The following is a 16,960-nucleotide window of genomic DNA, read 5'->3' as shown; positions in this document are numbered from 1 at the left end:
GTTGCCGTTCAGCGCCGCCCGAAGATGGCGGTGCCGATGCGCACCTCGGTCGCGCCCTCGGCGATCGCCAGGGGAAAGTCGCCGCTCATGCCCATCGACAGGCGCGGCAGGTCATGTCCCTCCGACGCGGCGACATCGCGCAATTCGCGCAATTGGCGGAAACAGGCGCGTACGGCGCCGGGGTCGTCCGATTGCACGGCCAGGGTCATCAGGCCACGCACGCGCAGGCTGGGCAAGCCGGCCAGCTGGTCCAGGAAGCCGTGCAGCGCATGCGGCGGCAGGCCGTGCTTGCTCTCCTCGGGCGAGGTCTTGACCTGTACCAGCACGTCGAGCGTGCGGCCCTCGGCATCCAGCCGCCGGTGCAGCGCCTGGGCCAGTTCCAGCCGGTCCAGCGACTGCACCTCGCCGGCGAGGCGGGCCGCGTCCTTGGCTTTATTGGTCTGCAGGTGGCCGATCAGCACCCAGCGCAGGGAGAGATCGGCCAGCGCGGCGGACTTGTCGCGCAGCTCCTGCACCTTGTTCTCGCCGAAGCGCGCCAGGCCCAGCGCCGCCGCCTCGCGCACCGCCTCCGGCCCGAAGGTCTTGCTCACCGGCAGGATCGCCACCTCGGCCGGATCGCGGCCGGCCGCGCGGCAAGCCGCATCCACACGGGCGCGCACGGCGGCCCAGCGGGCGGCGAGCGTGTCGTCCGGTTCGCCCATGGACTCAGCCGCGCTTGGCCTGCTCGCCGTGGCGGGCGACCACCTCGGCCACCACCATGCTCACCTTCTTGCCGGTGGGGATGTGCAGGAACTCGTTGGGGCCATGCGCGTTGGAATGCGGACCCAGCACGCCGGTGATCAGGAATTGCGCCTGCGGGAACTTCTCGCCAAGCATGCCCATGAACGGAATCGAGCCGCCTTCGCCCATGTAGGCCGCCGGCGCGCCGAAGTAATGCTCGGAGGCCTCGGCTACCGCCTGCTCCAGCCACGGCGAGAGCTGCGGCGCATTCCAGCCGCTGCCGTCCTTCTCCAGCTTGAAAGTGACCTTGGCGCCGTAGGGTGGGTCCTTCTCCAGCAGCTCCTTGAGGAACTTGCCGGCCTTGGAGCCGTTCAGGGTCGGCGGCACACGCAGGCTGAGCTTGACCGCGGTGAACGGCCGCAACACGTTGCCGGCACTCTCCAGCGCCGGCATGCCGCCGACGCCGGTGACCGCCAACTGCGGCCGCCAGGTGCGGTTGAGCACCAGCTCGACCAGGTCATCGGTGACCGGCCGCATGCCCTCGACGAAGGGGAACTTGTCGTACACCGCCTTGCCGAGCACCTCGGTGGAGCGGCGCGCCTGCTCGATGCGCTGCGGCGGGATCTCCACGTACAGCTCCTCCGGCTTGATCTTGCCGGTGGCCGGGTCCTCCAGCCGCGAGAGGATCTCGCGCAGGATGCGGAAGCTCGAGGGCACCACGCCGGAAGCGTCGCCCGAATGCACGCCCTCCTCCAGCACCTGCACGGTCAGCTCGCCGCCAGTCATGCCGCGCAGCGAAGTGGTCAGCCACAGCTGGTCGTAGTTGCCGCAGCCCGAATCTAGGCAGACCACCAGCGAAGGACTGCCGATGCGCGCTGCCAGATGATCGACGTAGAACGGCAGGTCGTAGCTGCCGGACTCCTCGCAGGCCTCGATCATGATCACGCAGCGTGCGTGCGGCACGCCCTGCTCCGCCAGCGCCAGCAGCGCGGCGAGCGAACCGAACATCGCGTAGCCGTCGTCGGCGCCGCCGCGGCCGTAGAGCTTGTCGCCCTTGAGCACCGGCGTCCACGGGCCCAGACCCTCGGCCCAGCCGGTCATTTCGGGCTGCTTGTCCAGGTGCCCGTACAGCACCACCGTTTCGTCGCAGCCGGCCAGCGTGGCCGGCACGTCGATGTAGATCAGCGGCGTGCGGCCGGGCAGCCTCACCACCTCGAGCGTCGCTCCGGCCAAGCCCGCCAGCTTGCCGCGCGCCCAGCGCTCCAGCAGCGCCACCGCCTGGTCCATGTAGCCATGCTCGACCCATTGGGCATCGAACATCGGCGATTTGTTGGGGATGCGGATGTACTCGACGAGCTGCGGCACGATCTCGCCGTCCCACAAGCCACCGATGAAGCCGGACAGGCGCGCGGTATCCATGGGCGGACTCCTTCAAAACGTACGGGGGAAGCGGCCTAGTGTACCAGCGCACCCCACGCCGACCGGCGACGAGCCGACAAACCGGTGGGGCATCGCCGACACCAGGGGGAGACCGATCCGCGCCGACGCCACGCCGCCGGCCGACGGCGGCCAGTCGCCCTGCCCGCCACACTGGAGATGCGGCAACGATGCCGTCGACCCATCCATCGTCCAGACCACCCAGGGAGGGAAACCCATGCAAACGAAATTCAGCAACCTGCTCGCCGCGCTGGCCGTCGCGGCCTCGTTCGCCCTGCCGGCCTTCGCCGCTACGCCGGTGAACGTCAACAAGGCCGATGCCGCGACGATCGCCAAGTCGCTCGACGGCATCGGGCAGTCCAAGGCACAGGCGATCGTGGCCTGGCGCGAAGCGCACGGCCCGTTCAAGCGCGTCGAGGACCTGGCTCAGGTCAAGGGCATCGGCAAGAGCACGCTCGAGCGCAACCACGATGCCATCCGCTTCAGCGGTGACCTGCCGCCACCGAAGGCCGAAGAGCCTGCAAAGAAGAAGAAGGCAGGATCCCGCCAGGCCAAGGTGGCCCAGGAGAGCTGAGTTTCGGCAGCACGGGAGCGCGGAGGCGCTCTCCCAGCCATGGCAGTGGCCGGCCGTCGCCCAGGGACGGGCATTGGCGGGCCGGCGGCGGCCCGCACGGAAACCAGATCCCGCATCAGCCCGCCATGGCGCTACACTCGCGCGCTTTCCACGCCGCCGGGCCGCCATGATCCTTCCGCGCTATCGCATTGCCCCGTCCACCATTGGAGGCGCCGGCAAGGGCTTGTTCCTGGACGAGGACGTCGCCGCCGGACGCATCATCACCGCCCCCGACGCCATCGACCGTACCTACGGCGCCGAGGAGCTTGCCACGCGGCCGGACCTGGCCTACGCCAGCGCGCGCTGGTTCGAGGAGCGCTACACCCTGTCGCCCGACTGGCCCGACGAGTGCTACATCAACCACAGCTTCGAGCCCACCGGGCTGTGGCACCTGGGCTTCGTGTTCGCCCTGGCCGACCTTGCAGCCGGCACGGAGCTGACCGTGGATTATCGCCACCTGCTGCCGCCGGGGCAGGCCGAGGACTTTATCGACACGGCCAGCGGTGAGAAGATCGTCGGCTTCGGCTGGGCCGAGAGCCTGGCCTCAAGTACCCGCGCGCTGGGCCGATTGTTCCGCTGACGGCCCGCCACACGACCGACGATGTCCACCATTCCCACCCTCGAGACCCCGCGCCTGCGCCTGACCGCGCTGGGCGAGCGCCACTTCGACGACTACGCCGCGATGCTGGCCGACCCCGACAGCACCCGCTGGATCGGCGACGGCCAGCCGCTGGACCGCACCGGCGCATGGCGCTCGCTGGCCATGCTGCTCGGCCACTGGGAATTGCGCGGCTGCGGCATGTGGGCGCTGGAACTGAAGGACAGCGGCCAGTTCGTCGGCCGCGCCGGCCTGATGTATCCGGAGGGCTGGCCCGACCTGGAAATGGGCTGGATGCTCAAGCCCGAGTTCCGCCATCGGGGCTATGCCACCGAGGCGGGCCATGCAGTGCTCGATTTCGCGTGGAACCAATTGCACGCACCGCGCGTGATCAGCCTGGTGCGCATCGGCAACGAAGCGTCCGATCGCGTCGCCGAACGGCTGGGTGGCGAGCACATCGAGGACATGGACTTCTACGGCAACCACAACCACGTGTTTGCCTATTACCCGCCCTACCGCGAGTCGCGGCGCGCCTGGGCTTGATGGGGCCTGCGCAAGCGCCCCACCCCGGCCCACATCCCCTACATGCCGCCCCGGCGCGGTGCCAGCGACCGGCCCACGGCCGCCAGCGCGAACAGGCGGGCGATGCGGGTCCAGCCCACCGCGACCACGGCCAGCTCGGTGAGCAGCAGCGCGAGCAGGAAGCCGCCCAGGCCCACCGCCGTGGTGTGGATACGGCCCACGCCCAGGGCCAGCGCGATCGCATAGCCGATGGCGCCGATCACCAGATAGCTCGACAGCGTACCCAGCGGCCGGCGGATGAGCTGCACACACCCACGCCCCAGCGCGCGCGTCGCCGAGCGCAGGCCCGGATCGACGATGAAAGCGGCGCGCGCCGAGTCGGCTACCGCGTGGGCAAGCACCAGCAACACCGCCAACACCCACAGCGCCGTGTGCTGGAACCGATCGGCCGCGCTTTCCAGCACGGCCTGCTCGGCCTGCTTGTGCGCCACGCCAAGGGCCATCGCTCCAAGGCCGACCGCGATCGCGTACGGCAGCAACGACCACAGCAGCACGCGGAACATGCGGCCGTATTCGATCACGCCCGACTGCAGCAATTGGCCCAGCCCCAGCACGCGCCCGGCGCGGCCAGCGGCCACCGCCATGCCGGTGAGGAACGGGCCGAGCAGCAGCGCCAGCACCGTGGCCAGCACCAGCGAGCCATGGAACCAGCCGCTGTTCTGGCCCAGTGCCGTCATCGTGTCGCCGAACATCAGCGCGTCGAACTGCCTGGCCCAGTCCGCCGCGTGCACGGAATGGTCGAGCAGGTCGGACAACGCCCCCCACAACGGCAGGGCTACCACTGCGGTAGGCAGCAGCAGGAACACCAGCCACAGCAGCAACAGGCGCCACTGCATGGCGGCCAGCGGCGCGCGCAGCACGGCGCCCACATCGATACGTCGAGCGTTCGAGGTCATCATCACAGCGACACCAGCAGCGAGTAGAGGGCCTGCATGAGGGCGGCGAAGTCGGCGCTCCAACGGCGCGATGCGGCGCCATCGGGCTGGGTGGTGCGGCTGTCGTTCAACTTGTCCGCATCCAGGTAGATGCGCCGCTGCGGATCGAGTTCGGCCGACTCGACCTTGGCCGGGCCGGTGAAATCGAAGCGGGCCCAGCGGCGGTCGTCGTTCCACTTGAGTTCCTGGTGGCTGCCGTCGGCGAAGGTCACCCGCAGGATCTGCGGCACCGGCGCACCCTCGCGCACCACGCTCACCGTGCTGTGCCAGGGGAAGGGTCCGGTACCGGGCTTGGCCTGGGGATGGGCCTTCTTCCAGTCCTCGCGCTGCCTGGCGATCCGCTTGTCCAGGGCCGCACTGTCGCCGTCGCTGTGCTTGCCGCCGGCGGGCATGCTGCCGGCGATCGGCAGGACCTCTTCGGTGTCGATGCTGGCCACGCGGTCGTCGATGTGTGCGGTGCCGTAGACGTACTGGTCGAACACCTCGTTGACGTTCTTGGCGTCGCCCGAGACGTCGATCAGCGTGGCGCGCAGATCGGCCGCCGAGGGATGGCGGAAGTGCCAGCGGCGGTAGTACTCGCGGAACGCACGCTCCATCACGTCGTGCCCCAGGCGCTCCTCCAGGTCGTGCATCGCCGTGGCGGTACGCGAATAGACGGTGCCGTAGCTGCCGCTGGAATAGCGGTCCCAGGAGTTCTCGCCCAGCGGGTCATACGGATGCTTGAGATCGGCGCTCAGGCGTTCCATCACGAAGCCGGTCATCGAGGGCGCCAGGCCCAGCCGCTTGAGGCCCGCGGTGGTCAGGTCGAGGTTCTGGCCGCGCGCGCGCAGCATGCGCTGGTCCCAGTATTCGTTGATGCCCTCGTCGAGCATCGGCTCCTCGAATTCGTTGGACGCCAACAGGCCATAGAAATAGCCATGGCCGAACTCGTGGATGGTGACGAAATCGATCGCGTACTGGCTGATCGTGCCGGGCGTGACCTCCTTGTAGCCTTCGGCCGTGAAGAAGGTCGGGTACTCCATGCCGCCCGCCTCGGAGGCGTTGTACGGCGGCACTACCGCGGTCAGCGTGCGGTAGGGATAGGCGCCCAGCGTGTCGGAGAAATACGTCAGCGAATCGGTGCTGGCCTTGAGCACCGGCTGGGCGCTGGCGGCGTATTCGGGCGGATAGAGCACACGCACCGCGACCTTCGGGCTGCCCGGCCCCTGCCAGCTGCTCTCGAGCACCTTATAGCCCTTGGCCGCGACCCAGGCGAAGTCGTGCACGTCGCCCTGCACGTAGTGGTAGGTGGTCTTGCCGTTGGCCGTGACCGGCGCGCCCTGCTGCTCGCCCACCGCGCCGACGGTGTAGTCGCTGGGCACGGTCATGGTGACGTCGTAGCGGCCGAAGTCGGCGTAGAACTCGCTGTTGAAGTGGAACTCGTGCACGTTCCAGCGCGCCTGGGTGGCGCCGCGCTCGCCCGGCAGCTCCAGCACGCCGATCTTCGGGAACCACTGCGCGACCAGGTTGAAATCACCCCACCAGCCAGTGCGCTCGACCACGCGCGGCAGCTGGCTCAGGAAGTCGATGTCCAGTGTCAGCGTGCCGCCCGCCGGCACCGGCTGGGCCAGATCGATGCGCGCAACGGTCTGGTCCGTGGAGGGACCGCCGTCGGGGTGCACGAACTCCCATTTGAGCGCCGTGCCGCCCTGGCTGACCTGCTTGAGGTCGATCCAGCCCCATTGCCCTTTCTCGAGCTTGGCCGCGCCGCGCGAACCGCTGTGTGCGGTCAGCACCTCGCGCTCGGTGAAAAAGGTGCTGCCTTCGTTCTGGAAGGCGTTGAGGTAAAGATGCACGTAGATGCTGCGCACCTCGCGGTCGCTGCGGTTGCGCCAGGCGAGCTGTTCCTTGCCGGCGATCGCGTGCGTGGCCGCATCGAGGTCGGCATCGATGCGGTAGTCGACCACGCGGTCGGACAAGGTCGCTTCCTGGCCGGTGCGCGGCCCGCCCCAGGCGCCCGGGGCACTGGGCAGGCTGGGCGCGGCGGCGTTCGCGGGTGCGAAGGGAATCGGCGCCGCCACGGCGGTGGTCGCCGCCGGCGCTGGCGCGGCGGCCTGGGCATGGGCCGGGTGTGCAACGGCGGCGGCGCCCAGCAGCGCGAGCACGCCCAGCCACCCGGTAACGGTCGGTCTCATCAAGCGATCTCCCCTTCATGCCGGGCCGTCGGCCCGTGTGATGTCCCCGGAACGGACGGATGCCTCCCCAGCATCCGCCGCAAGCGCGCAGCGTGCGGCATCCCCATGCGCCCCACATAGGCCAAAGGTCACGCCCGGATCACCTATCGGCGACCGACACCCCCGCGCGAGCGGAGCACTCAGCGGTCGTCGCGCGTCCAGACGGCGCCCTGTTCCTGGCGCACCGGGAAAGCCGCGATCGGTTCGTAGGCCGGCGGACGGGTCACCGCGCCGGTGCGCAGGTCGAAGCGCGCTCCGTGGCGGGGGCATTCGACCTCGAAGCCGAGCACCTCGCCGCCGGCAAGGTCGCCGCCGTCGTGGGTGCAGACATCCTCGACCGCGTACAGGCCGCCATCGATGTTGTAGACCGCGATCGGCGTATCGCCGTCATACACCACGCGAAACTCGCCCGGCAGCAGCTCGCCGGCCGCGCAGACGCGCACCCAACCTTCCACGGCCGGAGTCATGCGGCCGCTCCGGCCAGTTCCTTGACCAGCAGTTCGAAGCGCAGGTCGTCGCGGCGCGGCAAGCCGAAGCGCTCGTCGCCGTAGGGAAAGGGCTTGTAGGACCCGGTGCGGCGGTAGCCGCGGCGTTCGTACCAGGCGATAAGTTCGGCACGCTGCACGATCACGGTCATTTCCATCACGCGGCAGTGCCACTCCTCGCGCGCGACGTTCTCGGCCTGCGCGAGCAGCAGCTTGCCCAGGCCGCCGGTCTGTTGCGCGGGGTCGATGGCGAACATGCCGAAATAGGCCGCATCGCCCTGGCGCTCCACGTGGCAACTGCCCAATAGGCGGCCGTCGCGCTCCAGCAGCACGATGCGGCTGTCGGGGCGCGCGATCACGGCGCCGACGTCGTCTGCGTCGGTGCGCCTGCCGTCGAGCAGGTCCGATTCGGTGGTCCAGCCGCGCCGGCCGGAATCGCCGCGATAGGCCGATTCGACCAGCGCGACCACGGCGGGAACGTCCGCCGGAGTGGCGGTGCGGAACGTGGGAGGGGAAGGCTGGGTGGTCATGGCGCCCATGATAACCAGCGGCCGCCCATGCGATCGCTGATCTGGCGCAAGCGGGCTCGGGTCGCGGGCCAGGCGCGGCCCGGATCGATCACATGAGCAGCTTGCGCACCTTCTGCAGCGCCGTGACGAACACGTCCACCTCGTCCATCGTGTTGTAGAAGGCCAGCGAGGCACGCAGCGTGGCGGGCACGCCGTAGTGCTGCATCAGCGGATGGGCGCAGTGATGGCCCGAGCGCACCGCCACGCCCTCCAGGTCGAGCAGCGTGGCCAGGTCGGTCGATTGCGTGCCTTCGATCAGGAAGGAGAGCACCGGCTCCTTTTCGGCCGCCTCGCCGAACAGCCGCAGGCCGGGGACCCCCTGCAGCCGCTCGGTCGCGTAGGCCAGCAGTTGCTGTTCCCAGGCGTGGGGGGCATCCAGGTCGAGGTCGCGGTAGTAGTCCACCGCCGCCCCCAGGCCGACGAAGCCGGCGATGTTGGGCGTGCCGGCTTCGAACTTGTGCGGCGGATCGGCGAAGGTGGTGCCGTCCACGCGCACCTGCCGGATCATGTCGCCGCCGCCGAAGAACGGCGGCATCGCATCCAGGTGCGCGCGGCGCGCCCACAGCGCGCCGGTGCCGGTGGGACCGAGCATCTTGTGCCCGGTGAAGGCGTAGAAGTCGCAGCCCAGCGCCTGTACGTCCACCGGCCGGTGCGGCACCGCCTGGGAGCCGTCGACCAGCAGCGGGATGCCGCGGCGCGCGCATTCGCGCGCGATCTCGCGCACCGGGTTGACCGTGCCCAGCACGTTGGAGACGTGCGCCAGGCAGGCGAGCTTGACCTCCGGCGTGAGCATCTCCAGGTAGCGCTCGACGATGAGCTCGCCGCGCTCGTCGATCGGCGCGAACTTCACCGTGGCGCCGCTGCGCTGGGCGACCAGCTGCCAGGGCACGATGTTGGCGTGGTGCTCCATCAGCGTGGTGAGGATCGCGTCGCCGGGCTTGAGCTGCGGCAACGCGAAGCTGTAGGCCACCAGGTTGATCGCCTGGGTGGTGCCGGAAGTCAGCACCAGTTCATTGCGTGAGGGCGCGTTGATGAAGCGGGCGAGTTTGTCGCGTGCCCCTTCGTAGGCGAGCGTGGCCTCCTCGCCGAGCTGGTGCACGGCGCGCGAAACATTGGCGTTGTGCAGGCGATAGTGCGCGTTCATCGCCTCGATCACCGCCGCGGGCTTCTGGCTGGTGTTGGCGTTGTCCAGATAGACCAGCGGCTTGCCGTGCACGCTGCGGGCGAGCAGCGGAAAGTCGGCACGCACGCGCTCGACATCGAAGGCGGCAGGCGCGCTGTGTACGTGTGCGGCGGTGGCGGCCATCGGTGTCTCGCTTTGTGAAGGATTGATCACGATGTTTTAGCCTGCCGAATGTGAAGAAAAGCTGGGCTTGCGTCGGACCGCGCCTAGCCGGGTGCCGCCCCCCCCTCCGGCAGTGGAGCTGGTCACCCGGGAAGCTGCGCCAGCAATTGTTCTACATGGCTACGCAGCGCCTGGTCGGGCAACGATTCGAACGGCACGCGGGCGAAGGCGGCGGTCAGCAGCGCGCGGGCCTGCTCACCCGGAATGCCCCGCGAGCGCAGGTAGAACAGCGCCCTTTCGTCGAGCTGGCCGACGGTGGCGCCGTGGGCGGCCTTGACTTCGTCCGCGTAGATTTCGAGTTCGGGCTTGGTGTCGATTTCCGCCTGCGACGACAGCAGCAGGTTCTTGTTGCTGAGCGTGGCGTCGCTGCCGTCGGCGCCGGCCTCGACCACGATCGCTCCGCGGAATACGCCACGCCCGCGGCCGCCGGCCACGCCGCGCCAGGTCGACGAGGACGAGGTGTCGCGCGCCTTGTGGTGGATCGCCAGCTGCGTGTCCATGTGCTGGCGTCCGTTCGGCAGGAACGCGCCATCGGTGTGGAACGCCGCGCCATCACCCACCAGTTCGGCGCGCAGGTCGTGGCGCGCCAGCGCGCCACCCAGTTCCAGCGCGTGCAGGTGGACCTGGGCGCGCGCATCGAGGCGATAGTGGCTGCGGCGAACCAGACTGCTGCCCGTGTCCGCCTGTTGCAGCACGAGGTGATGCAGCTTCGCGCCGGCCTGCAGCGCAAAGTCGGCCACGCCGGTGCCCAGATGCGCCTGCCCGCCGCCGGACAGATGCTGTTCGACGAGGGTCAGCTCGGCGCCCTCGCCCAGTTCGACCAGGTTGCGCACGTGCCAGGCCAGATCGCCTTCGGCGCCGGCGCCGACGAACACGAGGCGTACCGGGGCCGACACATGGATGCCGGCACCGATGCGCAGCACCACGCCGTCGGAGGCAAAGGCGGCATTGAGGCGGGCGAACGCATCGCCCGCCTCGCGGTAATGGCGAGACAAGGCGAAACGCAAGGGCTCGGGCGCCTCAGCCAGTGCCCGCGACAGAGGCCTCAGATCGACGCCCTCGGGCAGCCCGTCGAATACGGAAAGATCGGCGCGGAAGACGCCGTTGACGAATACCAGCGCGGGCCCTTCCGAACCCGGCAACGCGAGCAGGCCGGCTTCCACCGGCCGCTCGAGCGCCAGCGCATCGCCGCTGGCGAAACGGCGCTGCCCCAGGGCGCGCAGCGCGGTGTACTTCCAGGCCTCCACGCGGGTATCGGGCAACCCGGCATCGACGAAGGCATCGCGGTTCCGGCGGCGCGCCTGGTCCAGCCAGGCGGTGGCGCTGGCCGGCAACGGCGCCTCGGCCAGCGCGGCCACGAACGGCGTGCGGGCCGGCTGGCTCATGCCGAGGCTCCAGCCGGCTCGCTGTGCTGGCCGATCCATGCGTAGCCGCTCTTTTCCAGCTTCAGCGCGAGGCTGCGGTCGCCGCTCTCGACGATGCGCCCGCCGGCCAGTACGTGCACGAAGTCCGGCACGATGTAGTCGAGCAGGCGCTGGTAGTGCGTCACCACGATGAACGAGCGTTCCGGGGAACGCAGCGCATTGACGCCCTCGGCCACCTGCTTGAGCGCATCGATGTCCAGGCCCGAGTCGGTCTCGTCCAGGATCGCGAGCTTCGGCTCCAGCAGCGCCATCTGGAAGATCTCGTTGCGCTTCTTCTCGCCGCCGGAGAAGCCCTCGTTGACCGCACGGTTCAGGAGCTCCGGCGAGAGCTGCATGATCTTGAGCTTCTCGCGGACGAGCTTGAGGAACTGCATCGAGTCGAGCTCGGCCTCGCCGCGCGCCTTGCGCTGCGCGTTGAAGGCCGCGCGCAGGAAATAGGTGTTGTTCACGCCGGGGATCTCCACCGGGTACTGGAAGGCCAGGAAGACGCCGGCGGCGGCGCGCTCCTCGGGCTCCAGTTCCAGCAGGTTGCGGCCCTCGAACAGCACCGAGCCTGCGGTCACTTCGTAGCCTTCGCGCCCGCACAGCACGTTGCCCAGCGTGGACTTGCCCGCGCCATTGGGGCCCATGATCGCGTGCACCTCGCCTGGCTTCACCTCCAGCGAGAGGCCCTTGAGGATGTCCTTGCCCTCGACGCGGGCGTGCAGGTTGTCGATCTTGAGCAGGGGCGTGGGCAGGTTCGGCGTAGGCATGGTCGGGTCCATCAGGAAGACAGGTTCGCGAGCGCGGCAAGCGCGTCTTCGCGGCGGTTCCAAGGCACGAACACGTGGTCGTGCAGGAACGCGGAAACCGGGTTGCAGGAAATGCCGCGCGCGGCGAGCGCGGCCGAGACGGCGGCCATCATGCCCACCGCGTCGAGACTGGACTCGACGCCCAGGGTGATCTGCGCCCACAGCAAACGGTCGGCGACGACCTCCCGGCCCTCCAGGTCGTGGTCGACGATCAGCGTGACGCCCTCGTCCTCGCGGAACATCATCAGCGCCTCGGGGATGCGCGCGGCAGCCTGGTCGTGCGCGACGAACAGGAACCGGCGCGGCGCCGGATGCAGGCGTGGGTTCAATCCGGCCAGCAGAGCGCGCAGGTCGGTGCCGCCGGGATGCGTGCTGGTGGCGGCAGTGGTCATCCGACCGCGCCCTCCAGCGAAACCTCGAGCAGCTTCTTGGCCTCCACCGCGAACTCCATCGGCAGCTCGCGGAAGACCTGCTTGCAGAAGCCGTCGACGATCATCGAGACCGCGTCCTCTTCGCCGATGCCGCGGCTGCGGCAGTAGAAGAGCTGGTCGTCGGAAATCTTCGAGGTGGTCGCCTCGTGCTCGACGATGGCGGTGGGGTTCTTCACTTCCATGTAGGGGAAGGTGTGCGCGCCGCACTTCTTGCCGATCAGCAGCGAGTCGCACTGGGTGTAGTTGCGCGCGCGCTCGGCGCCCTTCTCCACCTTGACCAGGCCGCGGTAGCTGTTGGAACTGCGCCCGGCGGAGATGCCCTTGGAGACGATCTTGGACTTGGTGTCCTTGCCCAGATGAATCATCTTGGTGCCGGTATCGGCCTGCTGGAAGTGATGCGTCAGCGCCACCGAGTAGAACTCGCCCACCGAGCGGTCGCCGCGCAGCACCACGGACGGATATTTCCAGGTCACCGCCGAGCCGGTCTCGACCTGCGTCCAGCTGATCTTGCTGTCGGCGCCCCTGCAGTCGCCGCGCTTGGTCACGAAGTTGTAGATGCCGCCGACGCCGTTCTCGTCGCCGGGATACCAGTTCTGCACGGTGGAGTACTTGATGGTGGCGCCTTCCAGCGCGACCAGTTCGACCACCGCCGCATGCAGCTGGTTCTCGTCGCGCCGCGGCGCCGTGCAGCCTTCCAGGTAGGAGACGTGCGCTCGGTCCTCGCAGACGATCAGCGTGCGCTCGAACTGGCCGGTGTTCTGCGCGTTGATGCGGAAGTAGGTGGACAGCTCCATCGGGCAGCGCACGCCGGCCGGCACGAACACGAAGCTGCCGTCGGAGAACACCGCGGAATTGAGCGCGGCGAAGAAGTTGTCGCCCTGCGGCACCACGCTGCCCAGGTACCTGCGCACCAGTTCCGGATGCTCGCGGATCGCCTCGCTCATCGAGCAGAAGATCACGCCGGCGTCGGCCAGCTGCTTGCGGAAGGTGGTGCCGACCGAGACCGAGTCGAACACCGCGTCGACCGCCACGCCGGCCAGCGCCGCGCGCTCGTGCAGCGGCACGCCCAGCTTCTCGTAGGTCTCCAGCAGCGCCGGGTCGACCTCGTCCAGTGACTTGGGCGCCTTCTTGGGCGCGGAGTAGTAGCTGATCGCCTGGTAGTCGATCGGGCTGATCTTGAGCTTGGCCCAGTCGGGCGTGGGCATGGCCTGCCAGTGGCGGAAAGCCTCCAGGCGCCATTGCGTCATCCACTCCGGCTCGCGCTTGATCGCCGAGAGTTGGCGAATGGTGTCTTCGTCCAGGCCCGGCGGCAGGCTGACGCTTTCGATGTCGGTGACGAAGCCGGCCGCGTAGTTGCGGCCGAGCGCTTCGGCGACCTCGGCGTTGTCGCGCCGCGCGGCGCCGTCGGTCCGGGTTTCGATGGATTCAGCACTCATGCGTGGGTCCTGCCTTTCAACTCGCTCAGCGCCACGGTGGCGACCGTCGGGCGCAGCGGCTGCAACATGTCCGCCAGGCTCACCGCGCGCAGCGCACTGTCCAGTACGTTGTTGATGCGCCGCCAGCTGCCGCGCACGCCGCACTGCGCCTCGCGCTCGCACTGGCCCTCGACGCTGCACTCGGTCATGCCGATCGGCCCTTCCATCGCCTCGACGATCTGCGCCAGGCTGATCTGGCCCGCCGGCCGCGCCAGCCGATAGCCGCCGTTGACGCCGCGGAAGGATTCCACCAGCCCGGCATGGCCGAGCGACTTCAACAGCTTGCTCACGGTCGGCAGTTCCAGCCGGGTCTCCTCGGCGATCTGCGCGGTGCTGAGCACGTCCTGCGGATGGGTGGCGATGCAGGTCATCACCACCGTGGCGTAGTCGGTCAGGCGGCTGACGCGGAGCATGGGGAGTCGAGCCTCGTTAATTCAGACCAAAATGGTACGGATTAGCCGTGCCGGCGTCAATCCGCTTTCGCTCGGCATCGAGGCCGCCTGGCGGCACACTGCGCGTGCATGGACTCGCCCGCCCACCCTGCAATCGCCTGGCCCGGCTTCGACGCCGAGCGCGCCCTGGTGTTGCCGCTGCTGGCTGGACTCATGGCCACGCCGTTCGGCGAACGCTGCCAGATCGACGGCGTGCGACTTGCGCGCAAGCAGGAGTTCCACGTCACCCTGCTCGACCGGCAGATGGCCCGCGCCGCGGCCGGCTACGGCGAGCCGCAGCTGCGCGCGCTTTACGCAACGCTGCAGTGGACGCCGCGGCGCACCGGCCGCTACGCGCTGTTGCACGAAACCAAGCGCAGCGGCAGCGGCCTGCTCGAGTGCTGGTCGCTGATCGAGCACCTGCAGTTCCCGGCGATGCGCTCCTTCCGCACGGTACTGGCCCAGGCACTGGGACCGGTCTTCGACGATCCCGTGCCGCACGTGACGCATTTCGTGCGTGGCGACCCCAACGGCATCGGCGTGCCGCACGTCCGCGCTCTGGACCGGCTGCTGGTGCGCGCGGTCGTGCCCTGACCATCACCCGCCCCGCACGGCCGCGGCCGCACACTCGCGCCGTCCAGCGAACTTGAGGGCGAGCCCCATGCAAGAACCGATCGAACCCGGCTACATGGTCTTCGTCGCCGATGGCGATGTCGGCGTCGGCGCCGTGCGCGAGGTCCATGCGGACAGCAGGGAGCTGGTCGTGAACATCGAGAACGGCGGCGATTTCACACTACCGGCCAAGGCCATCCGCGACGTGCACGAAGGTAAGGTGATCCTGGACATGGAACACCTGCCGCCAGCCATGCGCCAGGCATTGAAGCACCCGCACGACGCCGAGGACCCGGACTACGAAGCCACCGATGCGCAGGACGAGACGCCGGGCCAGTGACGCCCGGCGAGCACAGCGAGAAGGACAGGATGCTCGCCGGCGAGCTCTATGACGCCAGCGACCCCGAACTGCAGGCGGACCAGGCCGCCAACCACCACTGGCTGGCGCGCTACAACGCCGCGCTCGCCGAGGGTCCGGCCCGATGGCATGCGCTGATCAAGGAGCGGCTCGCCGCGGTGGGCGAAGGCAAATCTCAAGGCGCCGTTGCGACGTCGAATGCGTAGCCGGTGGCCTGCGCGGCGGGCCGCTCACGATAGGCCTGGGCGAATGCGGCCAGGTGCCGATAGGGCGCCACCGGCAGGGTATCGCGGAATACCAGGTGCTCGAGGAGGCAGAACAGCGAAGCTTCCAGCAGGCTCAAGTCCCGCGGGGGCAGGCCCTGCAGCACCGCTGCCAGGTTGGCATCCAGCCAGGCCAGCGCGTTGCGGAAACCCTCGGCCGCCTTGGCGAAGTAGACGTTCTCCGCCGGCAAACGCGCCAGCTGCATGCCGAAAACCAGCTGCACCTGTGCGCCCATGCCGTGCCAGATGAGCTCCTGCGCGTTGCGCGCACGCAGGTCGGGCAACTGGTCGGTCCACACGATGCGCAGGCCGTTGGTGGCCAGCGGGACCAGCGCATGACAAATGTTCTCCGCGCCGAACACCGGCCCCTCCCTCAGCACCAGCACCGGCAACTTCAGCGCGGGGTTGCCCGCATAGTCGGCCGGATCGCGCGAGGCCAGATCGTGCACGGGCACGAACGCGCAGGCGACGCCCAGCTCCGCGGCGAACAGCCGCGCCAGCCGGGTGAAGTGCGAGCTGCTGCGGCCGACCAGGCGCGGCCGTGGATCGCGATCGGAACTCATGGGCATCCTCCGGTGGCCATGCCAATGTAAGGCATGGCTTGCCTGCCCACCGTGCACTCAGACGGCGGCCGCCGCCATTGCCTTTGCCGCAGCGCAGTGCTCGCTGTCGGGCCCCTCGATCTGCCGCACTTCACACTCGAGGTCCCACTCGTCCCCGTGCAGCGCCAGAAAGCGCTGGGTCAACTCGATCGCATGCGCCATGGAATCGGCCTGCAGGATCGCGTAGCCGCCGATGACTTCCTTCGCCTCGGCGAACGGGCCGTCCGTGCGTGACAGCCGGCCGCCCTGCAGTCGCACCCGGACGCCTTCGGCGGTGGGGCGAAGCCCGGCGGTATCGACCAGTGTGCCTTCACGGGTCATCTGCTCGATCAGCCTGCCCATGTCGGCCATCAGCTGCTCGCTGGGCAGCCTGCCGGACTCCTGGATCCGGATCATCGAAAGGAAGCGCATGGTGGGTTCTCCGTGGTGGACGCGCCGCCGCGGCGCGACTCACGGTGCGACGTACCGGCGCGTGCGGGATCGACACCGCACGCACCGGATGTCACGGGCCGTCCTCGACGAGACCAAGAAGCGCTACTGCCGCCTCCGCGGAAGCGGAGCCGGCGCGCTCTGCGCAGCGTTCTGCACCGGCGGCTCGGTGCGATCGAGGCGCTCGTACCAGGAAGGATCCGTCCGGCGTTCGAAATACCGCTGGTGCGGCGTGAACTCGTTGCGGTTCCTCAACGCGAGCCGGTGGCCGTCGATGTGCACCCAATACCACTGGCCGGGCGGCACCGGAGAGGTCGACACGTAGACGAAGCGGGCGTCGTACTTCCCGTCCGCGCGCGGCGAAGTCTGCAGGCCCAGGTTGATGACGAACTGGCTCGCGACCGCGCGGCCGTGATCGTTCGCCGGATGGGTGATCATCTGGTCCAGCGTGCTTCGCAGCAACCGGTCGTACCGCGGAGCCAGGTCGACCGCAGGCGAAACGTCGGTGACCTTGCCATCCCTGTTGACCTGCACCAGCACCGGCATCACCCGGGGCGTGAACTGGTTGATGGACATCTGTGCCGCCATCGCACCCTGGCCGGCCGACAGCGTACCCAGCAGCAACAATGCGCAATGCCGTTTCATGG

Annotated in this window: 20 protein-coding genes and 1 pseudogene; 6 read left to right on the top strand and 15 right to left on the bottom strand. The window is 69.0% G+C overall.

Features of this window, described 5'->3' with window-relative positions; all coding sequences use genetic code 11:
• Window positions 1-8: 8 nt before the first annotated feature.
• A complete protein-coding gene (locus tag VGU03_RS07700) occupies window positions 9-701 on the bottom strand; it encodes a YggS family pyridoxal phosphate-dependent enzyme (protein WP_327479807.1) in 693 nt (230 codons plus the stop codon).
• A 4-nt stretch (window positions 702-705) separates the two neighbouring features.
• Window positions 706-2,139 carry a M20 family metallopeptidase gene (locus VGU03_RS07695; protein ID WP_327479806.1) on the bottom strand — a complete coding sequence of 478 codons (1,434 nt, stop codon included), beginning with the start codon at window positions 2,137-2,139 and terminating at the stop codon, window positions 706-708.
• Between the two features lie 235 nt (window positions 2,140-2,374).
• Between VGU03_RS07695 and VGU03_RS07690 the strand changes: the two genes are divergently transcribed.
• The 3 genes from VGU03_RS07690 to VGU03_RS07680 all read left to right on the top strand — a co-directional run bounded on the left by VGU03_RS07690 (window position 2,375) and on the right by VGU03_RS07680 (window position 3,911).
• Window positions 2,375-2,731 carry a ComEA family DNA-binding protein gene (locus VGU03_RS07690; RefSeq protein WP_327479805.1) on the top strand — a complete coding sequence of 119 codons (357 nt, stop codon included), beginning with the start codon at window positions 2,375-2,377 and terminating at the stop codon, window positions 2,729-2,731.
• 166 nt (window positions 2,732-2,897) lie between these two features.
• A complete protein-coding gene (locus VGU03_RS07685) occupies window positions 2,898-3,350 on the top strand; it encodes an SET domain-containing protein (protein ID WP_327479804.1) in 453 nt (150 codons plus the stop codon).
• Window positions 3,351-3,371: 21 nt separating this feature from the next.
• Window positions 3,372-3,911 (top strand): GNAT family N-acetyltransferase, encoded by a 540-nt coding sequence (locus VGU03_RS07680; RefSeq protein ID WP_327479803.1) that lies wholly within the window; start codon window positions 3,372-3,374, stop codon window positions 3,909-3,911.
• A gap of 38 nt (window positions 3,912-3,949) precedes the next feature.
• On the opposite strand, the gene VGU03_RS07675 is transcribed toward VGU03_RS07680, so the two are convergent.
• From VGU03_RS07675 to VGU03_RS07630, 10 genes are all read right to left on the bottom strand, one after another.
• Window positions 3,950-4,849, bottom strand: coding sequence for a hypothetical protein (locus VGU03_RS07675; RefSeq protein WP_327479802.1), 900 nt, complete (start codon window positions 4,847-4,849; stop codon window positions 3,950-3,952).
• Window positions 4,849-7,059: a M1 family metallopeptidase gene (locus tag VGU03_RS07670; protein WP_327479801.1), complete on the bottom strand. Its 2,211-nt coding sequence runs from the start codon at window positions 7,057-7,059 to the stop codon at window positions 4,849-4,851. Before VGU03_RS07670 ends, VGU03_RS07675 begins: the two co-directional genes overlap by 1 nt.
• 179 nt (window positions 7,060-7,238) lie before the next feature.
• Window positions 7,239-7,565 carry a non-heme iron oxygenase ferredoxin subunit gene (locus tag VGU03_RS07665; RefSeq protein ID WP_327479800.1) on the bottom strand — a complete coding sequence of 109 codons (327 nt, stop codon included), beginning with the start codon at window positions 7,563-7,565 and terminating at the stop codon, window positions 7,239-7,241.
• A complete protein-coding gene (locus VGU03_RS07660) occupies window positions 7,562-8,113 on the bottom strand; it encodes a GNAT family N-acetyltransferase (protein WP_327479799.1) in 552 nt (183 codons plus the stop codon). The genes VGU03_RS07665 and VGU03_RS07660 overlap by 4 nt, the downstream gene beginning before the upstream one ends.
• Before the next feature lie 88 nt (window positions 8,114-8,201).
• Window positions 8,202-9,458, bottom strand: coding sequence for a cysteine desulfurase (locus VGU03_RS07655; RefSeq protein ID WP_327479798.1), 1,257 nt, complete (start codon window positions 9,456-9,458; stop codon window positions 8,202-8,204).
• A 122-nt stretch (window positions 9,459-9,580) separates the two neighbouring features.
• Window positions 9,581-10,882 carry a Fe-S cluster assembly protein SufD gene (sufD, locus tag VGU03_RS07650; protein ID WP_327479797.1) on the bottom strand — a complete coding sequence of 434 codons (1,302 nt, stop codon included), beginning with the start codon at window positions 10,880-10,882 and terminating at the stop codon, window positions 9,581-9,583.
• On the bottom strand, window positions 10,879-11,646 hold the full coding sequence (gene sufC, locus VGU03_RS07645) for a Fe-S cluster assembly ATPase SufC (protein ID WP_327479988.1): 768 nt from the start codon (window positions 11,644-11,646) through the stop codon (window positions 10,879-10,881). The genes sufD and sufC overlap by 4 nt, the downstream gene beginning before the upstream one ends.
• Before the next feature lie 38 nt (window positions 11,647-11,684).
• Complete coding sequence (locus tag VGU03_RS07640) at window positions 11,685-12,104, bottom strand: ACT domain-containing protein (RefSeq protein ID WP_327479796.1); 420 nt, start codon at window positions 12,102-12,104, stop codon at window positions 11,685-11,687.
• Window positions 12,101-13,579 (bottom strand): Fe-S cluster assembly protein SufB, encoded by a 1,479-nt coding sequence (gene sufB, locus VGU03_RS07635; protein WP_327479795.1) that lies wholly within the window; start codon window positions 13,577-13,579, stop codon window positions 12,101-12,103. The genes VGU03_RS07640 and sufB overlap by 4 nt, the downstream gene beginning before the upstream one ends.
• Window positions 13,576-14,031, bottom strand: coding sequence for an SUF system Fe-S cluster assembly regulator (locus VGU03_RS07630; protein ID WP_327479794.1), 456 nt, complete (start codon window positions 14,029-14,031; stop codon window positions 13,576-13,578). The genes sufB and VGU03_RS07630 overlap by 4 nt, the downstream gene beginning before the upstream one ends.
• Window positions 14,032-14,139: 108 nt before the next feature.
• Between VGU03_RS07630 and VGU03_RS07625 the strand changes: the two genes are divergently transcribed.
• The 3 genes and pseudogenes from VGU03_RS07625 to VGU03_RS07615 form a co-directional block, all read left to right on the top strand.
• Entirely contained in the window at window positions 14,140-14,643 is a 504-nt protein-coding gene (locus VGU03_RS07625) for a hypothetical protein (protein ID WP_327479793.1), read from the top strand.
• 67 nt (window positions 14,644-14,710) lie between these two features.
• Window positions 14,711-15,001, top strand: a complete 291-nt coding sequence (locus tag VGU03_RS07620) for a hypothetical protein (RefSeq protein ID WP_327479792.1) — start codon at window positions 14,711-14,713, stop codon at window positions 14,999-15,001.
• Window positions 15,002-15,030: 29 nt separating this feature from the next.
• Window positions 15,031-15,183 (top strand): annotated as a pseudogene (locus VGU03_RS07615) (maltose acetyltransferase domain-containing protein); the annotation flags it as partial.
• An 11-nt stretch (window positions 15,184-15,194) separates the two neighbouring features.
• On the opposite strand, the gene VGU03_RS07610 reads toward VGU03_RS07615, so the two are convergent.
• The 3 genes from VGU03_RS07610 to VGU03_RS07600 all read right to left on the bottom strand — a co-directional run bounded on the left by VGU03_RS07610 (window position 15,195) and on the right by VGU03_RS07600 (window position 16,958).
• Complete coding sequence (locus VGU03_RS07610; protein ID WP_327479791.1) at window positions 15,195-15,845, bottom strand: glutathione S-transferase N-terminal domain-containing protein; 651 nt, start codon at window positions 15,843-15,845, stop codon at window positions 15,195-15,197.
• Window positions 15,846-15,902: 57 nt separating this feature from the next.
• Window positions 15,903-16,295, bottom strand: a complete 393-nt coding sequence (locus VGU03_RS07605; RefSeq protein ID WP_327479790.1) for a YciI family protein — start codon at window positions 16,293-16,295, stop codon at window positions 15,903-15,905.
• A 123-nt stretch (window positions 16,296-16,418) separates the two neighbouring features.
• A complete protein-coding gene (locus VGU03_RS07600) occupies window positions 16,419-16,958 on the bottom strand; it encodes a hypothetical protein (RefSeq protein WP_327479789.1) in 540 nt (179 codons plus the stop codon).
• Between the last annotated feature and the right edge of the window lie 2 nt (window positions 16,959-16,960).

Origin of the sequence: Frateuria sp. (assembly GCF_035944355.1) — a bacterium.
Taxonomy (GTDB): Bacteria; Pseudomonadota; Gammaproteobacteria; order Xanthomonadales; family Rhodanobacteraceae; genus Frateuria_A.
The sequence above is the reverse complement of the archived record's forward strand: the minus strand, read 5'-3'. Positions and strand labels throughout refer to the sequence as shown.

What these genes read in the sequence shown, in the direction of transcription:
- VGU03_RS07600 (WP_327479789.1), bottom strand. Translation starts at nt 16,958, where the DNA reads ATGAAACGGCATTGCGCATTGTTGCTGCTGGGTACGCTGTCGGCCGGC.
- sufB (WP_327479795.1), bottom strand. Translation starts at nt 13,579, where the DNA reads ATGAGTGCTGAATCCATCGAAACCCGGACCGACGGCGCCGCGCGGCGC.
- VGU03_RS07665 (WP_327479800.1), bottom strand. Translation starts at nt 7,565, where the DNA reads ATGACTCCGGCCGTGGAAGGTTGGGTGCGCGTCTGCGCGGCCGGCGAG.
- VGU03_RS07695 (WP_327479806.1), bottom strand. Translation starts at nt 2,139, where the DNA reads ATGGATACCGCGCGCCTGTCCGGCTTCATCGGTGGCTTGTGGGACGGC.
- VGU03_RS07680 (WP_327479803.1), top strand. Translation starts at nt 3,372, where the DNA reads ATGTCCACCATTCCCACCCTCGAGACCCCGCGCCTGCGCCTGACCGCG.
- VGU03_RS07640 (WP_327479796.1), bottom strand. Translation starts at nt 12,104, where the DNA reads ATGACCACTGCCGCCACCAGCACGCATCCCGGCGGCACCGACCTGCGC.
- VGU03_RS07630 (WP_327479794.1), bottom strand. Translation starts at nt 14,031, where the DNA reads ATGCTCCGCGTCAGCCGCCTGACCGACTACGCCACGGTGGTGATGACC.
- VGU03_RS07610 (WP_327479791.1), bottom strand. Translation starts at nt 15,845, where the DNA reads ATGAGTTCCGATCGCGATCCACGGCCGCGCCTGGTCGGCCGCAGCAGC.
- VGU03_RS07605 (WP_327479790.1), bottom strand. Translation starts at nt 16,295, where the DNA reads ATGCGCTTCCTTTCGATGATCCGGATCCAGGAGTCCGGCAGGCTGCCC.
- VGU03_RS07620 (WP_327479792.1), top strand. Translation starts at nt 14,711, where the DNA reads ATGCAAGAACCGATCGAACCCGGCTACATGGTCTTCGTCGCCGATGGC.
- VGU03_RS07685 (WP_327479804.1), top strand. Translation starts at nt 2,898, where the DNA reads ATGATCCTTCCGCGCTATCGCATTGCCCCGTCCACCATTGGAGGCGCC.
- VGU03_RS07660 (WP_327479799.1), bottom strand. Translation starts at nt 8,113, where the DNA reads ATGACCACCCAGCCTTCCCCTCCCACGTTCCGCACCGCCACTCCGGCG.
- VGU03_RS07670 (WP_327479801.1), bottom strand. Translation starts at nt 7,059, where the DNA reads ATGAGACCGACCGTTACCGGGTGGCTGGGCGTGCTCGCGCTGCTGGGC.
- VGU03_RS07625 (WP_327479793.1), top strand. Translation starts at nt 14,140, where the DNA reads ATGGACTCGCCCGCCCACCCTGCAATCGCCTGGCCCGGCTTCGACGCC.
- VGU03_RS07655 (WP_327479798.1), bottom strand. Translation starts at nt 9,458, where the DNA reads ATGGCCGCCACCGCCGCACACGTACACAGCGCGCCTGCCGCCTTCGAT.
- VGU03_RS07675 (WP_327479802.1), bottom strand. Translation starts at nt 4,849, where the DNA reads ATGATGACCTCGAACGCTCGACGTATCGATGTGGGCGCCGTGCTGCGC.
- VGU03_RS07700 (WP_327479807.1), bottom strand. Translation starts at nt 701, where the DNA reads ATGGGCGAACCGGACGACACGCTCGCCGCCCGCTGGGCCGCCGTGCGC.
- sufD (WP_327479797.1), bottom strand. Translation starts at nt 10,882, where the DNA reads ATGAGCCAGCCGGCCCGCACGCCGTTCGTGGCCGCGCTGGCCGAGGCG.
- VGU03_RS07690 (WP_327479805.1), top strand. Translation starts at nt 2,375, where the DNA reads ATGCAAACGAAATTCAGCAACCTGCTCGCCGCGCTGGCCGTCGCGGCC.